Genomic DNA, 21,063 nt, shown 5'->3' on the forward strand with positions numbered 1-21,063 from the left:
ATTTTTACTAGGTTAATCAATTCTTCTTTTTCTGAACCATTTATCTCCAAGAGACATGCTCATTCTTACATTTAAATACTTTTCTTGCACTAGGGCGTCGGACACTTCCCCTTTTACTCCTGCCTCAAGACCAAGATTAAGATAGGTCAATCCTTTCCCAAGTGGTAAACCTACACCAAAAGACATGCCAAGATCTTTTAACGGTACTCCAGAAAATTCCATTCCTGTGTTTTCGTACTTTACTCCATAACGATAAACTACTCTTTGTAAATAACTTGTCAATGAATTAAATTTCGGAATATAATATCCACCAAAAGCAATACGTGAATAATCCTTATACACAACTCCTCTCGTGTTATTGACAAGGGTCTCTCCTGTAAAGTATTGTGCTTTATTAAAACTATACTCTAAACTTGTTTGCCATACACTTCTTTTTCCATAGGCAATAGCTCCCGTAATATTTCTCGGAGTCACTGCTGTTCCATTCGCTGAAACAGGATTCAAAGTTTTCTTGATTGAGTTTATATCATCCGTAAAAAAACCCTTGTAGAAAACACTCGTTTCAGAAACTTTGATCTTACTTTCGTTGGCCAAAGTAACTCCAACATTGAAATTCTTTGTTTTGTTCAACATTTTAGTATAAAACAAACCTAATTTAGCCTCAACACCTCTTAAACTCGAATTTGATTTCTCTTGAGAGTCATATGTAACCCCTTCTTGAGTTTCTGTTACCAGATGCTCAATAGATCCAAAAATATATGATATTTCTCCTCCAATAGAGAATCCTTTAAAAATTTGATACCCACCAGAAACAAACAAACTACTTGCCCCTCCAGATCCCTCAAAAGTATATTCACTATTCACTCCATCATTTCCGTACATAGTATACCCTACACCACTTCGAGCTCTTAACCCTCCTGATAGGCCTCCTTTATCACCAAGAGGAAGACCCAGTGCTAAATAGGATAATGAAAATACAGAATTACTTTGTGTAGTATTTTGATCCACCAATTGATTCACCGTATTTACCGCACCAATTGTATAACTAGTAAAAAGGATACCAGACATTGCTGCAGGATTACTAAAGTTCAAGTTCCCAGGAACTGATACAGCTGTACCAACACCACCCATCGTATTTTCTTCTACCGTCTTACTAAGAAAATTGTTTCCAATTCCAAAGAAAGAATAGGGAGATGCTTGTTGCTTTTGCCCATAATTGGACATTGATATAAGTAAAGCAAAAAACAAAATTGTTTTCTGTATCATTATTGTATTTCGTATTTCAATATTCCATGCAAACCTTCCACTAGAAAATTTGGATTCGCAAATATGCTATTTTTTAATCTTTTAGACAAGTAAATCATGTCTCCTCCTGTTAAAACAACTGTTAAATTCGAATAATGTTGTACATATTGATCAATTACTCCATCTATCTCTGCAACAAATCCATTAACCACCCCAGAATGAATGGATGTTTCCGTATTCTTACCGATCAAGTCATCAGGTTCTTGGAACTCAAGATTTGGTAACTTTTCAGTAAACTGATTCAATGCTTTATACCTCATGCGAAGGCCAGGAGAAATCGCACCACCTAGATACTCATTATTGGAATTTAAAAAATCAAATGTAACACAGGTTCCTGCATCAACAACCAAAACATCTTTTTTAGGATAACTAAATGCCGCAGCACTCATCAAAGCGATTCTATCAACCCCCAAGGTATTGGGCGTACCATATTTATTAATAAATGGAACTTTAGTTTTATAAGACAAACATTCAATTGGAGCATGTGAACCTACAATTTCTACTATTTTATCCTGTAATCCCCCAACCGAAGAAAGTAAAACCTTGCTAATTTTAAATTTTTCAAAAAAAAATAAAATTTTTTTTTCGAGTTCTATTGAAGTAAAAACATCAGATAAAACCTCCTTATCTTCCTCAAATACAAATACTTTTACTCTGGTGTTCCCAGCGTCAATTATTAAATATGCCATAGAATATTATGAAAGTTCAAATATACAAATAGATTTTTTTTAAAATTGTTTGGATATAACTAAAAAATAGATGTATATTTGCAACCGCTAAGGAAAACAGACAGAATGTTAACCGCAGCAAAAATGGTGCCTTAGCTCAGTTGGTAGAGCAATGGACTGAAAATCCATGTGTCCCTGGTTCGATTCCTGGAGGCACCACTTAAAAGCCTTATAAACTCAATGTTTATAAGGCTTTTTTAATTTAGGGTGCTAAATAGGGTGCTAATAAAAAATCACCACAAATTAATGTGATGATTTTTAAAACATGTAGTCAAGATTATTCTTTTAAGCAACCGTACCAGATCCTAAATAAACGCTATCTGACGTTATTGTGCCTTCTTCATTTATAATAGCTATATAACTATGCACTACATCACCAACAAATGAAATAGGAACTGACACACTAAATTCTTCTTCCCCTCTAACAATTCCTTTTAAAACAGATACAGATTCTTTTTTTGATGGATTATACACCAGCATCATCATTACATCTTCTTCTTTTGCATCTCCTTCACCTGTATTCTCTCTCCAGCTGAAATCTACATGTCCAGCAGTAGAATAAACTGCAGTAGCTTCTTGTGGTTTACTCAGATTACCTTTTGACAATAATGTATTTGCATAATCTACAGAAAAGTTTGGCGCTGAACCTGTAATTGCATTTCTTAAATTATAAGACATCGCTGCATTAAACTCTGTCTGTTTAATCGCTGAATTCTTAAAACCAACTTTTAGAAAACCTAAGTTAGGCTGCAAAAACTCCAATACTGCAGTAAACTTATTTCGTTGATTGATCTGACCTTCTGTACGTGGATTGGCTACACTTGAAGGTTTGACCCTTATATAATCAATACCTTTCCAACTACCTCCAATTACATTTCCTACTTTACCAGAAATTCCTCCTAGTATTCCTTGTGAAATTTTTCCCATTACTCTTTTTATTTAAAATTAATACTCGCTCGGACTTGGTACGGACTTTAAACGAGTTAAAGACCTTACTCTCTAAAATAACTATAAAAACATCAATTGTTGCCCAATTATTAATAGTGATCAAAGCTTTTCAGCATTTTACATCATGATGCATCAAATAGCATTTTAAAATTTTTGAAATAAAAAGATGCTCATGCACTTAGTGGAGTGGATAATTCTGTCAAGGTTTTTGGATAAAACTTTTTTGAGACGAAAACATAACTTAAAGAACCAACAACATTTAAAAAAGATTTATTCAAAACACGGAGTGCCTGACCTTTATAGAATAAAGCGTTGGCTGATGGAAACCACTTAAATTTGCTGACTTTTTTATTTAAAAACTAGAACGTTCTGTTTTAAAACTTGTATCAATTCTTTTTTATTGTAATAGCGACGACATCCTATTGCATAGCATTTAACTTTACCCTTTCTTGTCCAGTTCCAAAGTGTAGACAAATTAATGCTAAAGAAATCGGCTGCTTCTTGACGAGTTACAAAAACATCTGTCTCTTCAAATTGTTTATCTTTTAAATAGGATTTAAGTTTACCAAGGAGTTTATCGGAAATTTGTTCGGTTAATTCATTTACAGAGACTTCAGTTACCTCGATTTTCTTAATTGTCATAATTTATGGTTTTAATTTACTAACGTTCTAAACATACTACAAAAGAGGTTAAAGAAATGAAACAAACATCTGAGATAAGGTATACTTAGATATTCTGACTACGCTCAACACAGGCTTTGGCGATGATTTTATCCAGCTTAAATGAGATAAACAAGTGCGGTATCGAATGAGAATTCAAGTGTTGGGGAAGCGGCTATTTTACATAATTTACATTATAACTTATCTTTTTTTAGACGAATATTATAGCCAATATAAAATATTACAAAAAAGTATTATAATGCCAATTATGTTAATATAGCTTTGGGAGAGTTTAGTGTTTTTGAAAAAACAATAAGGATTAGCTTTTTGTAATTTGATTTGAAGTATGAAAAACAAAGCTACAATATGCTAACACAAATAGACAAGAAAACGCTAAACTTAGCTTGGCAGCGGAACACAACAAAACACAGAGGCTTTTGAGGTACGAAAAAACTGGGGTTTGGGGTGTGGGGAAATTAGAAGTTATTTTACTAATGTCTCGTGCAGGTCAATAAAATCTAATTTAATAATATCCCACTCTTTATCCTTATAACAGTTAGGAGTAAATTCATCATCAGCGACTTCAAAATCGACTAATTTTTCAATTAAATCTTCTCTTGATGCACTGTAAGGATATCGCTTTAAATAATACTCGAACAATGTGTTTATTTCAAACTTCTCTAACAACTCATGTATATCCCAAAAATCTTTCTTCCTACCATTATCAGCCAATACTTCGAATTTCATTGCGGCTACTTCTTCAATGCTTGCAAAACGTACGGTATCTTCAACCAACACAGGAAATACAAATGGATCTGTATAAAACAAATCTAGCTTTACTGAATCATTAGGGTTATTTCCAATAAAAAAAGATTTCCCCATACCTACTTCACCTACCGTTGCAGCATCTACGTAAGGGAAAAGTTCTTTTAATTTGGTTTCTAGCATTTCAAAATCTAAGCTATTATAATCAGCATCTGAAAATAAATCTATATCAATAGACTCTCTATGTCCTAATTGTAAACTAAGCGAAGTACCCCCAACAATTCTAAAGGTTTCAAATTCTTTAGTATTCATTAAGGTTTTTAAAGAATCCCACAATAAATTGGAAACTGTATTTAAATGTAATTTCATTATAAGCTTAATTCAAGAAAGGTTTCAGCATTGGTTTTAAATGATGCTATACGACTGTTTTTAATGGTACGTGCTTCATTTTTGATTGTCTGTTTACCATAAAATAATATGATTTCATTTATCTCAGACTCATTACCTCTTTCAAGAACTCTTTTAATGATAGCCTTTTTGTGTTTCAACCAATCTAGCTTATCAAAAGATGTATCCCAAAATAACACCTTTCTAAACTTCTCTAAATTTGGTTTAGGTTTGGTTACTGAGGCAGTTGCTTTTTTTACATCGTAGCTAGCTTGTAATAACATAAAATAATCATCAGCAACATCAAACCGACTTGCAAGCTTAATAGATAATTTCGGGTTGATCCCTCTTTTCTGATTTAAAACAGCACTAAGCGTTTGCTTATGCTCATCAATGGCATTAGCTAAATCGTTGCTTCTTATATTGTTTTTTGAAAGTTCTCTTTTCAATATAAGACCAGGATGTATTCCTTTTATTTTAGATAAATCTGGTAACATAGTGTGTTATAATATAGTACAAAGATATTAATTTGTATTTAGTAAACAAAATTGTTTACTTCGTTAAGACGTATGCTACAGATATTATTGTTATAAAATCACTACATGAAAATCTTCAAGAGGCAAATCTTCATAGTTTAAATAGTGTTTTTTAAATGGACATGAATAACACTCCCTGCTTAAACAATATGATTCTTCATAAATTTTACACCATTTTCTTCTTTATCAATTTCCAGCGCAACTTTTATTAAACTTAGCTTCAGTTTTCTTTACTACGAACTTGATATCTTCAATTGAAAAAAATTCTCCAATAATTTCATTAGCTAAAAACAATAAATAAGTTTTTTCACTACCTCTTAATAAACCCTGACAGATTTTTATATTCACATTATTTATTGTCTTTTCTGCAATAGGATATTCAAGGTTAAACAATTTCATTCTGATATCATCTTTTTCCTTCTTAAAATGATCAGATAAATTACCATTTATATAATTAGCGTTAATCTCTTCTTTTATAATTATTAAATCTTCTTCTTCGATGAATCGCCCTCTAATTTCAGTACTATGAGAAGTAATGATATTTTTAATTTCTGATTTTAGATCTATAGAAGTATTTTTTTTCAAACTAATTGAGCTTTTTTTATAGATTGCTCTTCTTTTAAGGATTTACTTTTTTTTGATTTTAAAGTGATGACATCGTAAATAGCTAAAGCAATATTTTTAGCCATAAGAGGTGGCACAGCGTTACCAATCATCTTATAATTATACCCCATATTTTCAATAAACTCGAAGTCATCAGGGAAAGATTGTAGTAAGGCGGCCTCTTTAACTGTTATGGTTCTTGCTTGTTTAGCATCAGGATGTATAAATAACAAACCATCTTTGTATAGATGTGCAACAATTGTTGGTGAGGGTTTATCCCATTCTAAACTTCGATATTTTCCATGTTGAGTATTTTTTCCTACAGTAGAATTATAAAATTCTATACGTTCTTTCATTGGTATTTTATTCATATCCTCGTCAATCCATTTTATAAAGATACCGATATCACGTAGATTATGAAATCTAGGTTTATGATTCTCGTGTATAAAATCAGTTTTGTTAACCGGTATATGTGAAAATTTACGTCCGTTTATTTTTACAACTTTTTTAGCAGGTTTGAATTTAGGTAAATGCCCTATTGCATGTCTTAATGTTTTTTTTGTAGTTGTTTTTTGATTATCAATAGCTGCATAAATCTTATCTAAATTTAAGTTGTCATCTATAGATTTTTTTCTAACCCCAACAATAATAACACGTTTTCGATTTTGTGAAACTCCAAAATCACTAGCTATTTGTATAACATTCCCTAAATCGTTGGGTTGTTTTATTTCATATCCATGTGTGTTAAAATATTTATATATCCTTTCTGTAACTTTTATATCACCAGGACAAGCACTAAGCATTCCAGGGACATTTTCAAATACAAATATATCTGGCTGAAAAGCAACAACTACTTTTGTGAAACTTTCAAAAAGGAAGTTTCTATAATCATCTTTCATTGAATTTTTGTCTTGTGCTCTTCCTGCAACAGAATAAGCTTGACAAGGAGGTCCTCCAATTATAAGGTTTACTTTTTTTGAGCCAATTAACCCCTTCAATCCAGATTTTATTATTGATGAATGATTCGTTGCACCGTAATTATCGGTAGTGTCATCAGACCATTTACCTTCAATTAATTCATCTGTTTTTTGTATATCAAAATGAATTACTCTTTTATCTGCATTTTCTTTTGTATGATTCCATTTCTTTTCAACTCTATTCCTTAGAGTTCGTACCATCGGTATTTCCCACTCAACATGAGCGAGAGCTTCAAATTTATTTGACTGTAAAAACCCCTCTGTAAAGCCTCCACATCCTGAGAACAAGTCAATAAAGGTTAATTTTTTATTTTTCATCTTTACTTATTCTGTCTAATGTTATTCTAAATTTCTCTGCAAACAAACTACCTAAAATTGGTGGCACAGCATTTCCGATTTGTTTAAATTGATTTCTAGTGCTTCCTGTAAAGAAATACCAATCCGGAAAAGATTGGATTCTAGCTGCTTCGCGTGGCGTAATACTTCTTGGGTTGTCCCCAGGATGCACATACGAATTCCCATCTGTTTCTAAATGTGCTATTATTGTTTTTGAAACACTTTTAGGATCTAATTTAAAGTACTTATCTCCAAATCCCTTAACTTTTCTCTTACCATTTTTATCAATTTCCACTCCATAAGTTACCTTGGATAAAGCTTTTTCATTTAATGGATCATTAAGGTATTTACCAGGTACTAGATTCTCATATATAAACAAATCACGTTTATTATTATATCTAGATTTATGATTATATAAATTTTTAGGCGTCTTTAATTTACCGTTATAAGTATTTATTGATTTCAGATAATTGCTTTTTCTATTTTCACCTATCAATTCAATATATGATTCATCCGAAATATTTTTACCAAAACACCTTTTTAAATCTCTGAAACTGACTTCTGCTTCTTCTTTGTAATTATTAGGTTTTGGATTTGCCTTTATCTGTGGTAAATCACTGATAACTTCATTTAATGTTATTGATTCTTTTTTATCCAATAAAACTTGATCAAATATATCAGATGACTTAATTTCATATTTCTTTGATACATCTTTACGGATTCCAATAAAAAATATTCGTTCTCTATTTTGTGCAAGTCCAAAATCTTTTGCATTAATTATTTTAGAAGATGTATCATATCCAAGCTCTCCTGTATCAGCTAATGATTTTTCAATTAAATCTCTATAACCTGCAGCAGATGCTAAGCCTTTTACATTTTCTATCAACACTAATTTTGGCGATAACTTCTCAGCAAATTTTAAATAATATTTAAATAATTGATTCCTTGGATCATCAATAAATCCTTTAGTGCGCTCCTCTAAAGTAGCTTTTTTAGACCTTCCAATCATTGAAAACCCCTGACAAGGTGGACCTCCCACAAGCACATCTACATGGGTAATTTCAGCTAATGTATTTTTAATAGTTATGTTATCTTTAACTGAAGGTACTTTTTTTCGTAATTCTATTTCTTTATTTGTTTCTAAAACTAAGTGCCCTTGCATATCATAGGAAACACTTCCATTTCCTAGATGTTCATAAAGCTCTTTAATATCGCCTAAAATCACTCTATTTTGCTCTGTGCTAGGATGTGTTTTTTTAAGGTTGTTTTTTAAGGTATTCAGCGCTGGTTCTGCAATATCATTTGCCAATTCTAAATGGAAACCCTGATTTCCAAATCCAATAGTTAACCCACCTGCACCTGAAAACAAATCAACATAATTGTATTTATTTTTATTCCCCATAAGTTTGCAAAAATACAGTCTTTAGCATTAGGTAAAAAGTTTATATACTCGATTTATTCAACACTTATAAACGATTAAAGGTCTAGTAATTCATCTTTTAAAACCGCATTAAAAACACGATATAAATCATCTAAATATAACTTCATTTCAATGAATTTCCTTTTAATAATTTCTCCATTTTTGTTAGAACATTCATTTATATACAGGTTATATGTTTTTGGTGAAATTGTAGTTTTGTTATTATTTGGATTAAAATGATTTTTCATTAAAGTTAAATGTCTTCTACTATATAATGACATCCCATCTTTCATATAGGTAGCAATCTCATTTTCTATTCTATCTGATAATTTTACATAATTAGTTGCTGTTGATATAATCGAATTCATGTCCTTAATCATTAATTCGTATTTACTATCTACATCAAAGCTTTTTGATGAAGCTTTGATTTTCTTTAATTGGGTAGTAGGCATGTTATCTAAAAATTCTATTAGAACATTCTCATCAACTTTAGCAATTATTTTATCCCAAGATTCTTTTTTCTTACATGCTTCATCCAAACGACCATCATCTAAATTACTTAACAACAAATCATTAACATATTTTATAAAATCTTTAAGTATTTGATCGTTTATATTATCTACAAATTTTGTGTCCCATAAATTTTTAAAATCAATTGTTTTACCTTGTTTTTTTAAATGATCTTGTAATAAAGCAATTGAATAAGCTATTACATTTTTTCTAATTCTTCCAATAGCATTGTTACCTACACCATATTTAGTTTTAAACAATTTATACAGCATGAAAGAACCAACCATATTTATAAAATATTCTTCCCCTATTTTTTTGTTTTCTGAATCAAAAAAACTTTTAATTATATTGTATCTTTTTTCTGCACTTTGTACAGAAATAAAAGGTTCTATTTTATTTCCAAATGCACAAAAATATAATATTGACAAATCTGCTTTTTCAAACTTGTTTTTTTGTGGATAAAGGTTTAAAAAATGTTTTTCATTTTTGCTAAGGTTCTTTTCCAAAGAATATTGTCCTCTTGTACGTTCAAAATAATAATAATTGTTTGTAACAGGGTTTCTATATTTTTTGGAACAAGAATGTAAATTCATCAAAAACTCTTCATTACTAGACAAATCAGATTGTTTTACAGCATTTTGTAAATTACTGTTTTTCGCAATTGTTGATTGTATTTTTATCGAATCAATATTACGCCTTATTTCAGTAATTTTTGCCATTACATTAACTTTACCTAAGTCAACATCTATTTTAGATTTCCTCGCATCTTGTGTTGCAAAAAAGATAGAAGAAGTTGTTTGCCCTCCGTTTACAATCTGAAAATCTTTAAAGACTTTAACAGTGTTATCTGAGTTTAACTCTATTTCAGAAACTGTAACACACAGTCCATTATTATAAGCCAAAAACATCTCAGGGTTGTTTACTAATGTATCTTTAATACCTTTATTAATTTTCACACGTGAAGATAAAAAAGACCTTACATTACTTTCTAATAATTGTCCTTTAAACTCACTATAAATATTATATAAAAACTCTCCTGGTAATATTGTAATAGCAGTACCGTAACTTGAATTCCCTATATGTGGTTTTAAAACATGAATAGGTTTGTCATAAAACTCACTAACTTCTATATCAAGCTTTTGGTTGTTTTTATGTAGTCTTTCTAATTCATTAATATCGCATATTCTAAAGTTGTAATCAATAATATCATCATCTTTTTTAGCGATAATTTTTGATGCAGTAACTTCTTTTTTATTGACAGCAATATTGTTGGTAAACAGATAAAAGTCTATTTTAACTAAAGTATCTTTTATCCCTGCTCTATACTCTCCATTTAGAAAAGATAAAACATTAGCTTTAGGCAAATTGCATTCTGCAGGTTTTATCACATAATTTAAGACTCGATATAGTTGTTTAAATTGTTGCTCTACATCTTTTAAATTTAACTTTGAAATTTCATCAGTATGGTTGTAGTTGGTTACAAAAAGCGACAAAACTGTTTCGTTATCATTCAAAGAAAATCCATCTATTTTTAAATTACGACCCAAGTCGTTTTCCATATAATAGGGTGAAGGTTGAAAACCAGATATTAAAGAAGAATCAATTAAATAATCTGCCGAAATTTGACAAAATGCACTTTCTGCATTAAGTTGACTGTCATTAATTATTCTCTCTTCAACTAGTGTTTTTAGGGTATTATAGTAACTCATTAAATTGTAATTAAATCATTAATACTTCCATTGAAAATTTCTTCATTTTGCAGGTTGAGTATATATTCTACTTTTTTAATTTCATTAGGTATTTTTTTACTTGATATAATAGGAAAATCCTCATTAACATGGTATATCCTAGGTTCTCCTAAAACCTGAAAACCAAAATCCAAATATTCAACCTCTACTTCTTCTAAATAACCAACTTCAAGTAGTAAACTTTCAAACTCAAATTTGGCTTCATAATCACTTCTAAGTATAGTTTTTATTTCGTTTACAATAGAAGGTAGGGTAGGAAATGTATTAGATTTGCTGTTTTTATGTCGTTTTACTTGAGAAACGCTAAGATGTAGACTTTCCAAACCTGTTGAGTCTAACTGATATTCATTGTTTATTTTAACTTCAAATCTATTATTTGATGTAGTGCATTTTACCTCTACTGCCTGTCCTTTTGGAAAAATAAAATCTTGATTTTGTTTTTTAGGACCAACCCAACTTGAAATTACTGATGATAAGTTATTAAGGTTTTTCTCTAACAAGCTCTTTAATAAAGTCAATTCAGCAAACAAACCAATTTGATTATTTTCTGATAATACACCTGTTTTTTTTGATTTAAAAAAAAGCATCCAAGCTTTTATTCTTTTTAAAGTATCTAAAATTATCAGTTCATTTTTAGATGCTTTTACAATTTCAATAATATCTGTGATAAAGGCATAAAATATTTCTTCTTCAGTATCTTTATCTAGCTTTATGCTATAATAAGTGTCTAATTCAGTATTACCAGGATTAGGTACAGGGAATGTGTCAATTTTTATACTGTCCAGAATATTAATATTCTTAATAATTATTTCAGATTCTTTACCACCATTCTTTAATTGTAGTAATACACATTTTTGATAATCAGAAAATGTGTCAACTGCTAATAAAGTTTTATAGTTGTTAGAATCATTATAGTCATGTAGTTTAGTGTTGTATTGACCACTAGATTTAGGCGTATTGATTAGTTCGTTGAAAGTTTCCTTGATATTCATCATTTATTGGGCATTATCTAAAACCATTTGATTTACCAAAACGGTTACAGAAGTGTTATTGATTTGGGATGTATTAGGTAAATTTAATGGTGTTGCAAAAGAAATACCGTATGGTATTGCTTTGTACTCACCCGTACTTTTATCAAACAAGTTTTTAAAACCTTCATGCATTTTATCTAATGGAGGTGCTGTATTTTGTTTGTTTTTTTGTTTGCTGTAAAAAAACATTGGATCTATGGCTAAAAAGGTAATTAAAGGTCTCTTAAGATGACGACAAGTTTCTGATGGTGATCGTTTTTGTTCCGGGTTTAAATCATTTATTTTATCACCAATAAAATTTGATAAATAATCGGCATCTGTTAATTTACCATTGGGTACTTTAAAGAGATGTATGTTAATCTCTTTATCATTTCTTCTAGCTGTATTTCTTTGAGAAAGCCCTAATTCTTTACCATTGTATATATAATTACGGTGCTCTCCAGGATTTCTACCCATAATTACTAAATCAACAGTATCATATCCTGATTTTTTGTAAAATTCAAAAATCTTATCTAAATCTAAACTACCGTTATTGTTACTTACAGAATAATTATCTTTATTTAAAGCATCAGATACTGTATCTAAGGAAACTGATTTGAAATACATTCTATTTTTAAATTCATCAACATTACAATTTGATTTGACTTTATCAATTAGATCGGTTAAAGTTTTGTGATTTTTAATTACAGTTTCAGCTTTACGTTCTATCGTATTTGTGATTACTTCCCCTCCAGCCCAACTAACTTGCATTTCACCGGCCATTCCCATTTTAGAGGTTACAGATAGACTCGTTGTAGATTGTCGTATTTTTATTAGAAAGTCTCTTGGTGAAGCATTGCTACGTATCATTGCTGAAATATTTTCATTCATTGTGGTATCAGCAAAACAAATTTCGCTAAAATCAACTGCAATTTCTGTTGTAGTAACAATTCTACATAAATCTGCGTAATTCGTTCTATAACCAAACCAACGTCCCATTTGCATTAAAGTATCAAACGTTCTGGCATGCCTAATAAAATAACTAGTGTGTAGTCCTTCTAAAGTCAAGCCTCGTGACATTGTATTTCCACCAATAGCTATAACTTTTCTACCATGGGGATAAAGATGGTAATCTAAACTTTGCCCTTTATTGTCTTTGTGTCCATTTACAACTAAAACTTCTACTGCTGCTATAAAACTCCTAATAAGATCTCTTAACTCATCAAAATGAATAGGTAAATCAAAGTTGTTTTTAGCAAAAGATTCGTTCGCTGAATATTCATCAGAATAGTATTTTTGACTATTTAATTCGTTAATTAATCCATCTACTTTAGTGCCTCTATAGATGTTTTCTAATTCACTCCAAAGCTTTTGGCTGTTATTTTCTATCGCGGTTTTTAAAACACTCCAATATTGTTTAAATATCTCACCTATATGATTTTGAATTTTTGTAAGATGTGAAACATGGATTAACATTGACATATGAGAGTTTTGTTGTCCTCTATAAAAGCGTAAGCCTCCAGAAACAATAAATTGTTTTGTCGCAAATTTTAATGATTCAGGGACTTCTAATGCTTCAATCTCATCTTTTTTATATTGTTTTATTTTTTCAGCAAAATTTTCATCTTTATTAATCTCTAAAACACCAGGTAGTTTTACTTCAAAATATTTTTCAGGCCCTAAATAATTAGAGGGTTGCTTTAGTCTTACTATAAAATCTTCAGGAAAAATACTTTTATGGTGTTCATTGTCTAATGGTATTAGAACATTTGCATAAGGCGTAGCAGTATAACCAGTATAGCATCTTCTGCTAAATTTATTAATTAAATTTACAATACCTAAATTTATTGCTGTTGGTGTGTTTTTTTCATCTATTGTTCCATCCTCGTTTTCATAAGGTGCATCTAAATCTTTACTTGTGAAATTATTATTAATACTAGCTTGATCAGCTTCATCATCAATAATCAAAACAGCTTTATTTGATTTTGATAAGTTATTGATACCTATAACATTCTCTAACCATTTGTTCATGTTCTTAAGAGGATGTACATTTTTCTTTATAACAGCAATTAATGGTGTTTCAATATTAAAATTAATACCATTCATATTTGCTGCTTTTGAATTAAAGTCACCATCCGAATCAGCTGTTGTTAGCGTTTGTGTTTGTGTATTAAATCTATTAAGTAATGTACCAACCCCCACAGGTGTTATTTTTCCATTTACTTTTTGTTCTCCATTTACACCTTCATCAATTCTCATCTGTGTCTGTTGTCGTAGATTATTATGCATACCGGCCAACACTACTATAAATTGATATCCTACATCGATAGCTTTGTTAATAAGCCCTACATAATTACCTGTTTTACCAGATTGTACATAACCAATTACCAAACCTTTTTTTTCAAAATTAGAATCATATTGTGGATTTGTCATTCCATCCAAAATATCGTCTGTACTTTGGTCTATTTCCTGTATTACGTTTTCAGGTAATTGTTTTTGTTCAGATAGATATCTCTTATAATTGTTCCAAAAAGGGAAATCACTTAAATTAGGGTTGTTTTGTTTGTAGTTACGAATCCAAGGTGTTTTTTGACTATATAGCACTTCACTACTCCCTATAGAAATTATAAAATGTGATTCTAAATCATTAACTATTTTTTCGAGATCAACTACAGCGTTTGGATGTCTTTTGCTATGTGCATCATAAAAAAAAGCAACCTCTTCACGGATTAATTCATTTGTAATTTCTTTACCTTCTTTTTTATAATCATTCAATTCATCTAACGCATTTTTTGTAATTTTTTTCTCTATCATGATTGTATTTTATTGTAATCAACACCTAATGTCTCCATTTTTTCTTGATCAAAAGACAAGCTGTTATATGGTTCAATTCTTATTAGTTTAGTAAAAGCTTTGTTGATATCCATTTTTACACTGTAATCATTAAGCAATTCTTTAAAGCTTTCAAAAACATCAACTTCCTCTATAGATGATTGTTCAACTTCATTACTAGCTTTACGCGCAAAAATATTATCAATAGGCAAGTAGTTTTCTATATATTTTAGGATTTCTTTGAAGTCTCTTTTTGCATCACTATTCTTTTCTATTTTTTTTTGAAAATTTTCAAGTAATGGGTGTTTTGTATTTATTTTATATTGATTCTTCTCACCATTTTTAGTTCCTTTAGATTCAAATTTCCAAATAGGTTGTATTTCCGTTTCTTTGTTTTTGCTTCTTATAATGTGTTTGCGTACACCCCCATGAAACCTAAAAGTGTTGTTAGCTTCACTTCTTATCCTGTTACATTCAGATCTAATATCTGCTTCTGCATATTTGGGTATTGAAACAGAAGATTTACTGATGTTTACTCCCCACGCTAAATCAGATTCTAATTTGTTATTTAAATTGATTTCAATTCTTGCTAAAATATAATGATGCTCTTTGTTAAATAAACCTAACCAGCTTCCACGATATATCAATCTATTGTTTCTGTAGATGAAAAACCCTTGATTTTGATTAAAAGTTCCAATCAATGATTGATTTTCATATTCTTGCGTATTTTTAAACTCACTAGAGTGTTTTAAAACGTGTCCCTTAATACTATAAGAATCATCACTATTGTTGTATTTATAATATTTTTCTTGACTTGATATAGCAGTTTGATAAGGATCCCAATAATCAACTAAAGTACCGTTCAAACGGATGTTGACTTTACCTTTAAATTTGTGATAAATTAATTCAAAATGATTTCTAACTTTTGTTAATTCTGAATAAAAATTTGAAGTTGAACTAATTTTAATTTTATCTAATTTTTCCCAATGTACAGCTGTCCAACTATCATTTTCAAAAATGGTCTTATCTTCTATTCGTTGGGAAATTTTTTTTAAAATATCTGAGTTGTCTTCTAATGAATATACTTCCCACCCATTGTTAGCTATGTGGTCTAAATCAAAAATCAAACTATTGATTTTATTGTCTTTATTTTTTGAAATTAATATAAGTCTTCTACATTGTGAGAGACTTGCTGTTTTTAAACCTAGTCCAAATCTTCCCAAATCCTCTGGGCTTCTTTCACATTCAATACCTTCACCTCCTAGAGTTAATGCTTTCAACATGTCATCCTTCGACATACCAAAACCATCATCAATAATTGACAGCCAATCTAATTTTCCATTTGTCTTCTCTAAATCATTATTTATTATCTCTATTCTTTTAGCTTCTGCTGCTATAGAGTTGTCTATTATATCAGACAAGGCAGTTTTTAAGTTATAACCAATACTTCTTAATGATCCTAAAATACTTCCTGGCTGTGGCTTAACATTGAATTTTTCCATTTGTGTTTTTCACATAAAATTTATATACTCAATAATAGACTTTTCAAAATAACATATTACGACTAAATTGCACAATTCAAACAACTAGTACGTTTTGAAAAATTATTTTTGGGATTTTAAACAACTATAACCAAGAGTTCTTTAGTTGTTTAAATAATTTTTAAACCATAAAAATAGAAATATATCTTGATTAAACTGTTTATTTGTAGATATAGTTTTAGAGATAGAACCTATCTTATTTATTGCTATTATCTTTACTAATTAAGATAGTACTATTAAAAGCTCTATATTCTCTTATAATGTTTCTAATTTTTTCCTTCTTTTAAAGTACAATTCAGTGTAAATCTTGTCAATTAGCTGCAAATAGTAATTTCCGTTGCGAAAAATAATATTTTGCTTAGCACCACTCAACTTTGCACCTTTTTTAGCTGCATACACTTGATCAGGATTTAATTTATAGTATTGCTTTTTTACTTCAATTAACCCCATATCAGCAGCCATTTTTTTTATTCGTGCAGCTTTGTTTAACGTCAAATTAAAAAACCTTTTTACACTCAATACCGAAATCTCTGCATATCTTTTTTTATCATAAAAAAACGCAGGAGACTTACTGGCGCTTTCTCTTAATAGCACGTTGCTCCTGCGTTTTGGAAAAAATTTTTTTAGATAGGATTTGTAAAGCTGTGTAAAAATAACCGCTCCTAAAACTGCTCTTATATCAACTAAGTGTTCATAACTGAATGGGAAAGCCCTGCGTAATTCCCAATTATTTTGTTCTCTAATTTTCTCAAAAGAAATAATTCTGTAAAAATTGTATTCTGCATCATATTCTATCCATCCTAAATCTACACATTTGTCAAAATTACTAATGACCGTTTTCTCATTTTTTAGCAATGTTAAACTCGCTAAATTTTTATCGCTCTTGTTCCACTGGACTTTACCAGACGAATAGGTGAGTTTTAAATAAATAAAAAATGCAAATTGATTTTCTGTGTTATTGGCTGTAACCCAATTGCACATTTCTAAAGGCGCATTAACTCTATATGCTACTCTTTTTTTTTAGAGGTTATATTATCATCTAACAATTTATGCACATCAGACAATCTGTAATAAACTTTCCCTTTTATGGCGGCGTATGATAGAGTACCATCTTTACGCCAGTTTGCAGCTGTTCTATCACTGATTTTAAAAATTTTTAAAATATCGGCATTGTCAAGAATTACATATTTAGGATTCTCATATTTTGAATCTAACTTTTTTAACAATATGTCTAGTCTTTTATTTACCTCCAATAAAGTGTCATTAAACGGGTGTTGAAAATTTTTCATCTTAATTGTTTTTAGAGTTAATTGAAATCAAAGCTTGATCTATTTCAGCTCTTTTATACCTAATAAGATTCCCTAAGCGATATGGTTTTAACACTCCTTTTTTATTCCAGTCTGTTAAAGTGACTAAAGATACTTTTAAGATAGCCGCTACCTCTTTTCTAGTAAGATACTCAGCGTTTTTTTGAGGTTTAAAACTGTTTACAATTGTATTAATTTCTGATTTTAAATCTTCAATTATACTTGCTTGTAATTCTTGAGGAGTTACTCCGTGTACTTCTGTGATTCTGTTCCTTTCCATTATAATTTTTTTTAAGATTACAATGACAAAGATATACTTAAACATGAGTGTTTTATGCACTGGAGTAACTCCAAAGGGTACTCCAACACTATACCAAACCGTCTAGAATTTTATCTATTTTATCAATATCTTTTTGATAACTATCACCATTTACAGATGGCTTTTTGTCAAGCTTTTGAATACTAGTTTTAATATTCTTTGAATTTAAACCTGTAATTAAACTAATCAGTTCTGCTTGTGTTACTTTAGTGGCTTCTACTATATTCGGATGTATAAAAAAACCTAATTTCTCTAAGAGTATCACAATTTGATTTGTTGTAAGTTTTTTTAAATCCACTTCTTCAATTGTATGCACTTCTTTATTCTCAATCGGTACAATAGTATGTATAGTACTACTCTCTACATGGTAATTATAAATTTCATCATAGTATCCATCAGATTCACAAACTTCTAAACCAAACCCTAATTTATTCAGCTCTTCTGTTAAAAATTTAATCTTACTTTTCTTAGAATACTCAAAATGCTTAATATCCGTGGTGTAATGACTGTAGTTCAGCTTTTTTTCAGAATCTACATCAGAAATAAATCTATTATTATTTAATGAATCAAAAAAGCTAACTTCTTTCTCTATATATTCGTACATCCCAACATCAACATATTCTTCTTTAAATATTTGGTATTTTTCTTGGAAATTATTTTTGTAAACCTCCAAAGGACAATCAGGGAAGAAATAATTGTATTTACCAGACAACTTATACAGCTCAATTAAGTCTGTTTTTATCTTTTCAGAATACTCAGCTGCTTCAACTTCACTTCCAAAATCTAAAAAGTGAATACCTAATTCATCATCTTCATTTTGCAGAACTTTACGCTCTTCATTATACGCTAACTGTTTTGATTCTAGAGTTTCAATATTTAATACAATTGCAGTAATTGCATCGTTCAATTCTTTAGCCATTTTTTTAGCTAAAAATATACTTTTATATAAAAAAACACAATTAAACATTGAAAAATCCGGAACTCGCTATATGTGAAGCTCTTTCTTCATCTTTGATACGGATGTATTTATAGAATTCTTTTTCTGTAGTATGCCCAGAAAACAACATAATATCATAGACCGACATACCTGCTTTATATTTATTTGTACAAAAGCTTCTTCTTGCTGTATGAGATTTTATTAAATTATATTTTTCAACCATTTCTACAACAACTTTACCTCCTTTAGTATACTCGCATTTAATTAACTCATCCCATTCAAGCATTTGCCCTACTTGTTTTATTGAATCATTTAGAATACTTTCTGCAATTGTTCTTGGTGGTTTTCCGGCATGCCTAGAATTCATAATATCTTTAATTTCTTTTGTTATTGGACACAAAACCTCTCTATTGTATTTACGGTTTTTCTTTTGCTTAATTTTAAAAAACTCAATTTCGTTATTTTTTACAATATCATTCTCTGATAAGTTATTATAGTCACTAATCCTCTGCCCTGTATAACAACCTATTAAAAAAACATCTCTAGCATGCTCTAGTACTGGATACTTGGATAAATCCTTATCATGCATTTTTTTGATCTCTTTATCTGTTAAATAAATTTCTGTAGTAATTTCTTTTACAACTTTAAAGTCTTTGCTTTTGAACTTTTGATTCGTTGTATATCCTTCACTTAAAGCATAGCCTAAAAAAGTTTTAATTGTTTTGATATGCTTACCAATTGTATTTAAAGAGTATTTATTTAACTCCATAAAAACCTTAAACTCATTATAAAAATTGATGTCAATATAATCATACATCAATCTCTTATTATAATGCTTTTCATACTCTTCTAATCGTTTTTTAGTTTGCTTATACGACCTAATTGTAATGATAGAAATTTGATTTTCTTTTTCCGAAATATATTTATCAATGACTTGAAAAAAAGTAAGATTCGCATTTATTTCTTGATTGGGTATAATCTTCTTGGTAAACACGTCTAACCTATACTTTAAAAGCTCATTAGAGGCATTCTTAGCTTCTTTTGAAATCGTGGCGTATTCGTTGTACAAAAAACTCTCTAACTCGCTTAATTCTTCGTTAATCTTGTCTTTATCTTTTATACCAACTTTATTTTTTATACGCTGCTTTTTTACATCCCAATCATTCAAACAAGCCTTATATCCAGTTGAATATTTAAATCGCTTATTTCCGTAACTAAAAAACAGAAATATTAAACTTTGAAAACTTTTATTTGCTTCTAATTTCGCTTTTGACTCTTTAAATGAAAACCTTATCGTACCTTTTGCTCTTTCAATCCCTTTACCCATAACACATTATCTTATATTCAAAGATACTAAAAAAGGGTGCTAATTAGGGTGCTAATAAGAGCTTATTTATATAATACACTCTTATTTATTTCTTTTCTAAAAAACAACAAAAACTCAACAAAAACAGTACTTTAAGACGTTTTCACAAAGAATTAAGATAATTAAGAAAAGTATTAAATGGTACTGGAGGCACCACTTAAAAACCGTAAAGATTTAGTTCTTTACGGTTTTTTATTTTTATAAAAATAAGCTTGGAATTCTTAAAAGTTCTATTTTTATATTTCTCAAAAAAACCGAAACAGATTATGGAAAACGAAATTTTAGTTTTAGATATCGAAACCACAGGATTAAGTCCTATCAATGACTATATTTTAGAATTAGGAATCGTAAAGTTAAACACTGAGACAGGAGAAATCACTGAACTTTTTGACGAGGTTTTTAAAGACCCTAACTTAACTGCGAAACACAGAAATTCATGGATTTTCCAAAATGGCTTTATGGAAATTGAAGAAATCAGAAACGCTAAACCTTTGAGCCATTATTCTGAAGCTATTCAAGAAATACTAACCCCTTTTAAAGGAAGGATCACTGCTTGGAACAGAAATTTTGATCAATCATTTCTACATGCCAACGGATTTGACCTAGGAGAAGAGGTACCCTGTCCAATGAAATCTAGTACTGACTTTTTTAAAATAGAAGGATCAAGAGGCTACAAATGGCCTAAAGCACAAGAAGCTTGGGACATACTTTTCCCTTCAACCCATAAAATTGAAGCACACAGAGGACTTGACGACTCTATCATGGAGGCTAAAATTATTTTTGAATTGGTTCAAATGGGAGTATACCATATCTAAAAATGGAAGAAAG

At 29.9% G+C, this 21,063-nt stretch carries 19 protein-coding genes and 1 tRNA gene; 2 read left to right on the forward strand and 18 right to left on the reverse strand.

The features are described from left to right. Positions 1–12 precede the first annotated feature (12 nt). Both bamG and AC2DZ0_RS08835 read right to left on the reverse strand, forming a co-directional pair. Positions 13–1,266: a BamG family beta-barrel-assembly machinery protein gene (bamG, locus tag AC2DZ0_RS08830; protein WP_484489708.1), complete on the reverse strand. Its 1,254-nt coding sequence runs from the start codon at positions 1,264–1,266 to the stop codon at positions 13–15. Continuing rightward, on the reverse strand, positions 1,266–1,994 hold the full coding sequence (locus AC2DZ0_RS08835) for a type III pantothenate kinase (protein WP_484641334.1): 729 nt from the start codon (positions 1,992–1,994) through the stop codon (positions 1,266–1,268). Before AC2DZ0_RS08835 ends, bamG begins: the two co-directional genes overlap by 1 nt. 125 nt (positions 1,995–2,119) lie before the next feature. Between AC2DZ0_RS08835 and AC2DZ0_RS08840 the strand changes: the two genes are divergently transcribed. Continuing rightward, positions 2,120–2,192: transfer RNA gene (locus AC2DZ0_RS08840), tRNA-Phe, on the forward strand. A gap of 126 nt (positions 2,193–2,318) precedes the next feature. Here AC2DZ0_RS08840 and AC2DZ0_RS08845 read toward each other — a convergent pair. The 16 genes from AC2DZ0_RS08845 to AC2DZ0_RS08920 all read right to left on the reverse strand — a co-directional run bounded on the left by AC2DZ0_RS08845 (position 2,319) and on the right by AC2DZ0_RS08920 (position 20,196). Further along, positions 2,319–2,960: a DUF6266 family protein gene (locus AC2DZ0_RS08845; protein WP_484641336.1), complete on the reverse strand. Its 642-nt coding sequence runs from the start codon at positions 2,958–2,960 to the stop codon at positions 2,319–2,321. A 369-nt stretch (positions 2,961–3,329) separates the two neighbouring features. Further along, on the reverse strand, positions 3,330–3,623 hold the full coding sequence (locus AC2DZ0_RS08850) for a helix-turn-helix domain-containing protein (protein ID WP_484641337.1): 294 nt from the start codon (positions 3,621–3,623) through the stop codon (positions 3,330–3,332). A gap of 501 nt (positions 3,624–4,124) precedes the next feature. Further along, positions 4,125–4,775 (reverse strand): nucleotidyl transferase AbiEii/AbiGii toxin family protein, encoded by a 651-nt coding sequence (locus tag AC2DZ0_RS08855; protein WP_484641338.1) that lies wholly within the window; start codon positions 4,773–4,775, stop codon positions 4,125–4,127. Continuing rightward, on the reverse strand, positions 4,775–5,290 hold the full coding sequence (locus AC2DZ0_RS08860; RefSeq protein WP_484641339.1) for a HigA family addiction module antitoxin: 516 nt from the start codon (positions 5,288–5,290) through the stop codon (positions 4,775–4,777). The genes AC2DZ0_RS08855 and AC2DZ0_RS08860 overlap by 1 nt, the downstream gene beginning before the upstream one ends. 225 nt (positions 5,291–5,515) lie before the next feature. Continuing rightward, positions 5,516–5,914 carry a hypothetical protein gene (locus AC2DZ0_RS08865; RefSeq protein ID WP_484641341.1) on the reverse strand — a complete coding sequence of 133 codons (399 nt, stop codon included), beginning with the start codon at positions 5,912–5,914 and terminating at the stop codon, positions 5,516–5,518. Then, positions 5,911–7,227 (reverse strand): DNA cytosine methyltransferase, encoded by a 1,317-nt coding sequence (locus AC2DZ0_RS08870; RefSeq protein ID WP_484641342.1) that lies wholly within the window; start codon positions 7,225–7,227, stop codon positions 5,911–5,913. Before AC2DZ0_RS08870 ends, AC2DZ0_RS08865 begins: the two co-directional genes overlap by 4 nt. After that, positions 7,217–8,647, reverse strand: a complete 1,431-nt coding sequence (locus AC2DZ0_RS08875) for a DNA cytosine methyltransferase (RefSeq protein WP_484641344.1) — start codon at positions 8,645–8,647, stop codon at positions 7,217–7,219. Before AC2DZ0_RS08875 ends, AC2DZ0_RS08870 begins: the two co-directional genes overlap by 11 nt. Before the next feature lie 74 nt (positions 8,648–8,721). Next, a complete protein-coding gene (locus tag AC2DZ0_RS08880; protein WP_484641346.1) occupies positions 8,722–10,884 on the reverse strand; it encodes an AIPR family protein in 2,163 nt (720 codons plus the stop codon). Further along, the gene (locus AC2DZ0_RS08885) at positions 10,884–11,918 is read right to left on the reverse strand and encodes a PD-(D/E)XK motif protein (RefSeq protein ID WP_484641347.1); all 1,035 of its coding nucleotides are present in this window, start codon (positions 11,916–11,918) and stop codon (positions 10,884–10,886) included. The genes AC2DZ0_RS08880 and AC2DZ0_RS08885 overlap by 1 nt, the downstream gene beginning before the upstream one ends. After that, positions 11,919–14,747: a Z1 domain-containing protein gene (locus AC2DZ0_RS08890; RefSeq protein ID WP_484641349.1), complete on the reverse strand. Its 2,829-nt coding sequence runs from the start codon at positions 14,745–14,747 to the stop codon at positions 11,919–11,921. Next, positions 14,744–16,267, reverse strand: a complete 1,524-nt coding sequence (locus tag AC2DZ0_RS08895) for an ATP-binding protein (protein WP_484641350.1) — start codon at positions 16,265–16,267, stop codon at positions 14,744–14,746. The genes AC2DZ0_RS08890 and AC2DZ0_RS08895 overlap by 4 nt, the downstream gene beginning before the upstream one ends. 294 nt (positions 16,268–16,561) lie before the next feature. After that, on the reverse strand, positions 16,562–17,287 hold the full coding sequence (locus AC2DZ0_RS08900) for a hypothetical protein (protein WP_484641352.1): 726 nt from the start codon (positions 17,285–17,287) through the stop codon (positions 16,562–16,564). A gap of 26 nt (positions 17,288–17,313) precedes the next feature. Then, the gene (locus AC2DZ0_RS08905) at positions 17,314–17,595 is read right to left on the reverse strand and encodes a helix-turn-helix domain-containing protein (RefSeq protein WP_484641353.1); all 282 of its coding nucleotides are present in this window, start codon (positions 17,593–17,595) and stop codon (positions 17,314–17,316) included. Position 17,596: 1 nt separating this feature from the next. Continuing rightward, on the reverse strand, positions 17,597–17,893 hold the full coding sequence (locus AC2DZ0_RS08910; RefSeq protein WP_484641355.1) for a helix-turn-helix domain-containing protein: 297 nt from the start codon (positions 17,891–17,893) through the stop codon (positions 17,597–17,599). Between the two features lie 88 nt (positions 17,894–17,981). Then, the gene (locus AC2DZ0_RS08915) at positions 17,982–18,851 is read right to left on the reverse strand and encodes a hypothetical protein (protein ID WP_484641356.1); all 870 of its coding nucleotides are present in this window, start codon (positions 18,849–18,851) and stop codon (positions 17,982–17,984) included. Between the two features lie 40 nt (positions 18,852–18,891). Then, a complete protein-coding gene (locus AC2DZ0_RS08920; RefSeq protein ID WP_484641357.1) occupies positions 18,892–20,196 on the reverse strand; it encodes a tyrosine-type recombinase/integrase in 1,305 nt (434 codons plus the stop codon). 305 nt (positions 20,197–20,501) lie between these two features. On the opposite strand from AC2DZ0_RS08920, the gene AC2DZ0_RS08925 reads away from it, so the two are divergent. Further along, positions 20,502–21,050 (forward strand): 3'-5' exonuclease, encoded by a 549-nt coding sequence (locus tag AC2DZ0_RS08925; protein ID WP_484641359.1) that lies wholly within the window; start codon positions 20,502–20,504, stop codon positions 21,048–21,050. The last annotated feature ends 13 nt before the right edge of the window (positions 21,051–21,063 follow it).

The organism is Flavicella sp. IMCC45668 (genome assembly GCF_057219105.1).